At 69.2% G+C, this 6,993-nt stretch carries 6 protein-coding genes; 2 read left to right on the top strand and 4 right to left on the bottom strand.

Going from position 1 to position 6,993, the window contains the following annotated elements:
• Positions 1-117: 117 nt before the first annotated feature.
• Entirely contained in the window at positions 118-1,389 is a 1,272-nt protein-coding gene (locus J5V16_RS01115; RefSeq protein ID WP_208494115.1) for an ABC transporter substrate-binding protein, read from the bottom strand.
• A gap of 274 nt (positions 1,390-1,663) precedes the next feature.
• Here J5V16_RS01115 and J5V16_RS01110 point away from each other — a divergent pair, with 274 nt between their 5' ends.
• Together J5V16_RS01110 and J5V16_RS01105 are read left to right on the top strand one after the other, a co-directional pair.
• On the top strand, positions 1,664-3,424 hold the full coding sequence (locus J5V16_RS01110) for an ABC transporter substrate-binding protein (RefSeq protein ID WP_208494114.1): 1,761 nt from the start codon (positions 1,664-1,666) through the stop codon (positions 3,422-3,424).
• Between the two features lie 138 nt (positions 3,425-3,562).
• Entirely contained in the window at positions 3,563-4,507 is a 945-nt protein-coding gene (locus tag J5V16_RS01105; RefSeq protein WP_307792829.1) for a cation diffusion facilitator family transporter, read from the top strand.
• Here J5V16_RS01105 and J5V16_RS01100 read toward each other — a convergent pair.
• From J5V16_RS01100 to J5V16_RS01090, 3 genes are all read right to left on the bottom strand, one after another.
• A complete protein-coding gene (locus J5V16_RS01100) occupies positions 4,494-5,675 on the bottom strand; it encodes a hypothetical protein (protein ID WP_208494113.1) in 1,182 nt (393 codons plus the stop codon). The two genes, J5V16_RS01105 and J5V16_RS01100, sit on opposite strands and share 14 nt — an antisense overlap.
• 136 nt (positions 5,676-5,811) lie before the next feature.
• Entirely contained in the window at positions 5,812-6,273 is a 462-nt protein-coding gene (locus J5V16_RS01095; RefSeq protein ID WP_208494112.1) for a peroxiredoxin, read from the bottom strand.
• 174 nt (positions 6,274-6,447) lie between these two features.
• Positions 6,448-6,864: a DUF3052 domain-containing protein gene (locus J5V16_RS01090; RefSeq protein WP_307792828.1), complete on the bottom strand. Its 417-nt coding sequence runs from the start codon at positions 6,862-6,864 to the stop codon at positions 6,448-6,450.
• Positions 6,865-6,993: the final 129 nt, after the last annotated feature.

Below are 6,993 nucleotides of genomic sequence, written 5' to 3'. Positions count from 1 at the left end.
GCTTCCTTCTTGCGGGGGCGGGACATCTTGGGGGGGCGGCGCCGGCCGGCGCGGCGCGCAGAGCGCGCCGCGCCGGGGGCTTCGCCGATGACGTTCGACGACATTGGGTTGTGTCCCCTACTCGATGACCGACTCGAGCTGCGTCTGGATCTTGTCGAGTTCGGTCTTGGCGTCGCCGCCCTCGTTCCAGAAGGTGCCGAGGTTGTCGTCGAAGGTCGCCTGCATCTCGTTCCACTCCGGGATGAACGGGGCGCGGAAGATGAAGCTGGAGGACTCGCCGAAGGCGCCCATGTTCAGGCCCTCGGGGGCCCACTCGGGCTTGAGGAAGGCGTCGGACTGCTGGACCTGGATGTTGGCCGGGACGTCCTGGGCCTTGTCGATGATGACCTCCTGCGCCGCGGTGTCGGTGAGGAAGTCGATGGCCTCGAAGGCCTTCTCGGGGTTCTCGCTGTCGCGGGTGATGGAGAGGCCGGAGCCGAAGGCCGAGACGGCCTGCTCCTGGCCGCGCCACAGCGGCGCGATGCCCCAGTTGATGTCGGACTCGAGGAGGCCGCCGATGCCCCAGAAGCCGGTCGCGTTCATCGCGACGGTGCCGGCGGCGAAGGCGGGGTCGCCGCCCATGTCCGGGCCCATGTCCGCGTACTCGGCCGCGGTGGGCGCGACGTGGTACTTGTACTGGAGGTCGTTGGCCCACTGCAGGGCGTCGACGACCTCAGGGGTGTTGACGGCGGGCTTGCCGCTGTCGTCGATGATCTGGCCGCCGTTCTGGTAGGCGAAGCTCCACCACTGGGCCCACCAGCCCGCGCCGGAGAAGCCCCACTGCTCGCCGGGGATCGTCAGCTTCTCCATGGCCGCCTGGGCGTCCTGCTGGGTCCACTCGGCGGTCGGGTACTCGACGCCGGCCGCGTCGAAGAGGTCCTTGTTGTAGTACAGGATCATCGCGCCGGAGCGGTCCGGGATCGCGTAGGTCTTGTCCTCGTAGGTGTAGAGCGAGCCGACGGGGCCGAAGCGCTCCTCCATGTTGAGGCCGGACTCGTCGATGTACTCGTCGAGCGGCAGGAGCTGGCTCTTGGACGAGTAGGAGTTGACGTTCTCGGCGACCTGCATGATGTCGGGCCCGTCGCCGCCGGCGATCATCGTCTGGACCTTCTGGGCGTACTGGTCCGAGGGGATGAGCTGCAGCTCGATCTTGGTGTCGGGGTTCTCGGCCTCGAAGAGGTCGATGCGGGCCTGGTAGGTCTCCTTGTCGAGGTCCCCGCCCCAGACGACCATCTTCAGGGTGCCGTCGTCGCCGGATTCGCCTCCGCCGCACGCGGCCAGGGCCGCCGCGCCGAGCAGCGCCGTGGCGCCGAGGGCGACGCCCCTTCGCCAATAAGCCTTGTCCACCATGTCTTCCGCCTCCTTGCGGTGTGGGGGTTCGGACGCCGGCGGGCCGCCGACGCGAGTTAAGACAAGGCAAAATCTAACCCATAGATAAAGGGTTGGATAGATGTGACGGATAACGATTTCGACGCGAAGGCGATGGGATGACCGGACGATGTTGGCGGTTGCCGCGCCGAGAAGCTAGTATTCCTATCGTTTTACTAGAGTTCCATTTCAGACGGCAATATGGTGTGATGTCGCCTGTAAGAACTTCCCCCTGAATAACGCGAAAGAGCCTGCTATGCCCAAAAAGCTACGCGGCCGAGCCACCGCCCTCGCCGCCACCGCCGCCGCCCTCATCCTCGTTCTGACCGCTTGCGGCGGTGAGGAACCCGCCGAGACCGGCGTCGGCTTCGAGGACTGCCTCACCGAACCGACCACGTGCAACTCCGGGCCGCGCGCCGAAGGCGGCGACCTCGTCTGGGCCGTCGGCGGCAAATGGGAGGCCTGGGGCCAGGCCGACATCTACGGCTCCAGCCTCTCCACATCGATCATCAACCAACCCCTGCGCCCCACGGTCTTCACCTACGACCAGAACGGCGAGATCCACTACAACGACGGCATCTACTCCGAAGGCCCCGAACTCCTCTCGGAAGCCCCCCTCACCGTCGCCTACCATCTCAAGCCCGAGGCCACCTGGGGCGAGGGCACCCCGATCGGCCTCGACGACTTCCTCTGGCACTGGAAGGCCACCTCCACCGACGACGCCCAGTGCGCCGGCTGCACCCCCGCCACCGAGTACGGCTCCCACATCGCCTCGATCGAGCAGGGCGAGGGCGACACGATCGTCGTCACCTACCAGGACGGCTACCTCGACGCCGAGTGGTACGCCGCGCAGGTCATCACCCACCCCGCGCACATCGCCGAGGCCCGCGGCCACGCCGACTGGCGCACCGACCCCGAGGTCATGGCCGCGTCCGTCGCCGACTTCTCCGAGAACCCGCCGCTGGACTACAGCGCCGGACCGTTCAAAATGGTCGAAGGCGCGCTCGGCGACTACGCGAAGTACGTGCCGAACCCCGAGTGGACCGGCTCCCAGCAGTCCACGCTCGACTCCTTGACGCTCAAGTACATCGAAGGCGCCGACGCCATGGCCACCGAGCTGCGCCAGGGCACCGTCGACGGGGCCGCGCCCGCCAGCTTCGACCCCGAGATCCTCGACCAGCTCGCCGCCGACCCCGAACTGAAGTACAGCGTCGCGCCGCAGTCCGGCTGGTCCCACATCGACGCGAACTTCGACAACCCGTTTCTCGCCGAGGAACCGCTGCGCCGCGCGGTCTTCACCGCGATCAACGCCGATGAGATCAACGCCCGCGCCTACGGCACCGCGTTCGAGGACACCGAGACCATGACCAACGTGCTCTTCCGCCCCGGCTCGGAGTACCACACCGACCAGATCGGCGACTCCGGCCTCGGCTCGGGCGACCAGGAGGCGGCCCGCGCGATCCTCACCGAAGCCGGGTACACCTGGGACGGCGACGCGCTCCTCACCCCCGAGGGCGAGCCCGTCTCGCTGCGCTTCCGCACCGGCATCGAAGGCGAGGCCTTCACGCCGATCATCCAGGACCTCGTCATCACCTACCTCGGCGACCTGGGCATCGACGTCAAGACCGACCCCATCCCCGGCGGGGAGCTGAACACGGTGCTCGAGGCCCGCGACTGGGACCTCATCCTCTTCTCCTGGATCGAGACCCCGCTCTTCGCGTCCTCCGCCGCCGACTACTGGGGCGAGGGCAACCACACCGGCTTCCAGGACGACGAAGTGGACGCCATCGTCGCCGAGCTCGCCACCACCCTCGACCGCGACAAGGCCGCCGAGCTCAACAACCGGGCCGCGCAGATCTCCCTCGACCACGCGGTGCAGCTGCCGCTGGCGTGGACCCCGCAGCTGGTCATGGTCAACCGGGACGTCGTGAACGTGCGCGACAACTGGGCGACCACCATGCGGGTCTTCTACAACGTGGGCGAATGGGGCTACTTGGACGAGAACGCCGAAGGCTAGGCCGCCGGCGGGGCCGGGCGCGGGAGGACCGCGCCCGGCCCTTTCGCGTCGGCCGGCCGCCGTGGCGCCGACCCCGTCTCAGCGCCCGTTGGCGCCCAATCGCACCGCGCCCCGCCCGGCTCGCCTAGGCTCGAATCCGTGAGCGATCAAGCGGCGGAGGTCAACTCGGCGAGCGTCCTGACCGTCCTCGTCGCCGCTCTCATGAACCTGGGCATCACGATCGCGAAGCTCATCGCCGGCGTCCTCGGCGGATCGGCGGCGATGGTCTCGGAGGCCGCGCACTCGATGGCGGACACCGTCACCGAGATGATGCTCTACGTCGCGCTGCGCAACAGCGCCAAGGCCCCGGACGCGGCGCACCCCTTCGGCTACGGCAGCACCGCGTACCTGTGGGCCGCGCTCGCGGCGGCGTTCACATTCGTGGCGGGCGGCCTGTTCTCGATCACGCACGGCTTCCACTCCCTCCACGACGAACCCGCGGACGACCACCTGCTGTCCTATATGGTCCTGGGCATCTCGTTCGTCCTCGAGGCGATCTCCTTCGCGCGGACCGTCGTGCAGCTGCGCGGCGAGTCGAAGCGGTGGTCGGTGAGCCCGAGGACGCTCCTGCGCCACACCCCCGACACGAGTCTGAAGGCCGTGTTCCTCGAGGACCTCGCGGCGCTCATCGGCCTCGGCCTGGCCGCGACCGGCCTGCTGTTCACCGAGGCCACCGGCGACCCGCTGTACGACGGGGCCGCCTCGATCCTCATCGGCGTGCTGCTGCTCGCGGTCGCCGTGGTGCTGGGCCACGCGAACATCTCGCTCCTGATCGGGAAGAGCCTCCCGCCGCGTTTCCGCGAGGCCGTCCGCGCCGAGCTCGAGGCAGGCGAGGACATCGCGGCCGTGCTGGACCTGCTGACCCTCCAGCTCGGCCCGACCTCGGTGATGATCGCCGCGAAGATCGACTTCCGCGACAGCGCCACCGGCGAGGCGATCGAGCGCGGCTGCCGCGAGCTCGAGGCCCGCCTGCGCGAGCGCTACCCGACGGTCACATACGTGTTCCTCAGCCCTTGGGGCGAGCCGGGGGTCACTCCCCGATGACCTCCTGGGCCTGCTCGAGGTACCCCTTCATCTCCTCCTGCCACGCGTACGTCTCGTCCTCGATGTCGAGGTAGTACCGCAGCTGCGCCTGCGCCCAGGCCGCGTCGGCGGCCTCCCCGTAGCCGGATGCGTCGCCGCACTCGGCGAAGTCGACCGCCAGCGCCCGCTCGAACGCGAGCCAGCCGGCGACGTCGTCCACGGCGGGGGTCTCGGCCGGGATCTCGGGCCAGGGGCCGTCGGTCGAACCGCCGTCGTCGGTCACCGCGAGTTCGCCCGCGGCCACCAGGTACTCGCGGACCTGGAGGCGGCCGGACTCGAACTCCCAGCCGGCGGCGCCGCGCTCGTCGAGGCAGTCGAGGAGGTCGGATTCGGCGCCGCTGTCGTCCATCCGCTCCTGGTACCGCTCGTGCAGCGCCTGCCCGTCACCGGCCGGCGCTTCGGGGCGGGCGATCCAGTCGGTGAAGCCGTCCTCCTCGTTCTCGACCGGCGTGAGCTCGCCGTAGACGGCTTCGACCATCTCGAGGTAGCAGCCTTCGGGACGCGGCGCGCCGAAGGACTCGTCGCCGCCGTCCTCTTCCGCGCCCGTCAGCTCCGGGTACTGGTAAGCGGCCCAGTCCTCGCCCGCGTACGCGGTGTACCAGGCGAACTGATCCTCGGGTTCCTGCAGGTAGAACTCGTCGAGCTCCGTCTCCTCCCCCGCCATGCCCTGGACCATCTCCTCGGCGAACCCGGCCGAGAACGACTCGGTCAGGAACGCCTCCTGCTCGATGAGCCATTCGCCGTACAGTTCGGGTTCGGCTTCCTGGGCGCCGGGGACCGCGGTCCAGTGCCAGAAGCCCCGGCGCTCGGCGTCCGCGACCTCGGGCAGGAAGTCCTCGTGCGGCGCGCCGCCGACGAAGGTCTCGCGCTCGGTCGGCACGAAGCTCTCGAACTCGGCGGGGTCGTGGAGTTCGAAGCCCTGCGCTTCGAGGCAGTCCTGGACGATCCGGGTCTCGGCGGCGTCCAGTTCGGCCTTGAGGCGGTTGCTCTCGTTGTACATCTCGGTGATGCGGTCGTCGTAGGCCGCGATGTCGAGGCCCTCCTCCTCGCCTTGGAACCAGGAGCAGCCGGAGGCGGCGGCGAGGACGATGGCGGTCAGAACGAAGGCGCCTACTGGCTTTCGCAGCACGGGAATCCCCATCAGGTCGGAGTCGTCGCCGCTACTACGCGATGGACCCGCCGCCGAGTCGCCCCGTTGCGCGGCTTTTCTTCCGCGGACGCGCGAAGGGCCGCCGGGTTCGCCCCGGCGGCCCTTCGGTGGACCGTTACGCCAGCTCGGAGAGGGCTTTCTGCCAGGCGCCCTGGTCGCGGGCCTCACCGGGCATGTTCATCTCGGCGAAGCGGACGACGCCCTGCTTGTCGATGACGAAGGTGCCGCGGTTCGCCATGCCCTTCTCGTCGTTGAAGACGCCGTAGGCCTGGGCGACCTCGCCGTGCGGCCAGAAGTCGGACAGCAGCGGGAACTCGAAGCCCTCGCGCTGCGCCCAGACCTTGTGGGCGAACGGGGAGTCGACGGAGACGCTGAGGACCTGCACGTCGTCGCTCTGGTAGGCGTCGAGGTTGTCGCGGATGCCGCACAGCTCGCCCTCGCACACGCCGGTGAACGCGAACGGGTAGAACACGAGCAGGACGTTCTTCTCGCCGAGGAAGTCGGCGAGGCTGACCTCCTGGTTGTTCTGGTCCTTCAGGGTGAAGGCGGGGGCCTTGGTTCCGGTCTCGATCGGCATGCGCGCTCCTCGCGGTGCGGCCCTCGGCGAGGGCCATGGGTACCTGACGCGCTGAACGTTAGCGGCAGGCCGCGGCGCGCGTCACCGCGCCCGCCCCGAGTCCGCGCCACGTCTCAGCGCCGCCTGTCAGCGCCGCTCCACGGCGCCGCCTCGTCGGCGTCGTCTGCGCCGCGCTCAGCGGCGGGCGACGACCATGCGGGACGCGACCCAGTCCGGGGAGGCGTGCAGGGTCTTCGTCGACTTGAGACCGGCGAGGGTCGTGGACTCCTCGATGTCGGCGGGCTCGATGTGGCCGGGCCGCCCGGCCTTGGGGGTGAGGAGCCAGACGACGCCGTCGTCGGCGAGCGGGTCGCGGGCGTCGAGGAGGAGGTCGACCAGGTCGCCGTCCTCTTCGCGGCACCACAGGAGCACCGCCCCGACGATCTCGTCGGAGTCCTCGTCGAGGAGCTCCCCGACGGCCTCGATGACGGCGCTGCGCAGGGCGGCGTCGACGTCGGTGTCGAAGCCGATCTCCATGACGGACTCGACGCCGTCGAGTCCGAGTCGCTGCACCACGCTCGATGAGTCCACCGGGCTGCTCGGAGCGTTCACTGCTTCCCCTCCACTGGTTAGTTCTGCCAGAGCGTCCCGCTCTGCTCTGCACAGCATATGAAGTAGAACATATGAGGCGTGGCATATCCAGATCTCGCGCACGCGGCAAAAGCGGGCCCCGAGCGGTTC

This window comes from Glycomyces niveus (assembly GCF_017592475.1).
In the GTDB taxonomy this organism is placed as follows: Bacteria; Actinomycetota; Actinomycetes; order Mycobacteriales; family Micromonosporaceae; genus Glycomyces; species Glycomyces niveus.
The sequence above is the reverse complement of the archived record's forward strand: the minus strand, read 5'-3'. Positions and strand labels throughout refer to the sequence as shown.

Coding starts and splice junctions, on each gene's coding strand:
- J5V16_RS01095 (WP_208494112.1), bottom strand. CDS start 6,273: ATGCCGATCGAGACCGGAACCAAGGCCCCCGCCTTCACCCTGAAGGAC.
- J5V16_RS01115 (WP_208494115.1), bottom strand. CDS start 1,389: ATGGTGGACAAGGCTTATTGGCGAAGGGGCGTCGCCCTCGGCGCCACG.
- J5V16_RS01110 (WP_208494114.1), top strand. CDS start 1,664: ATGCCCAAAAAGCTACGCGGCCGAGCCACCGCCCTCGCCGCCACCGCC.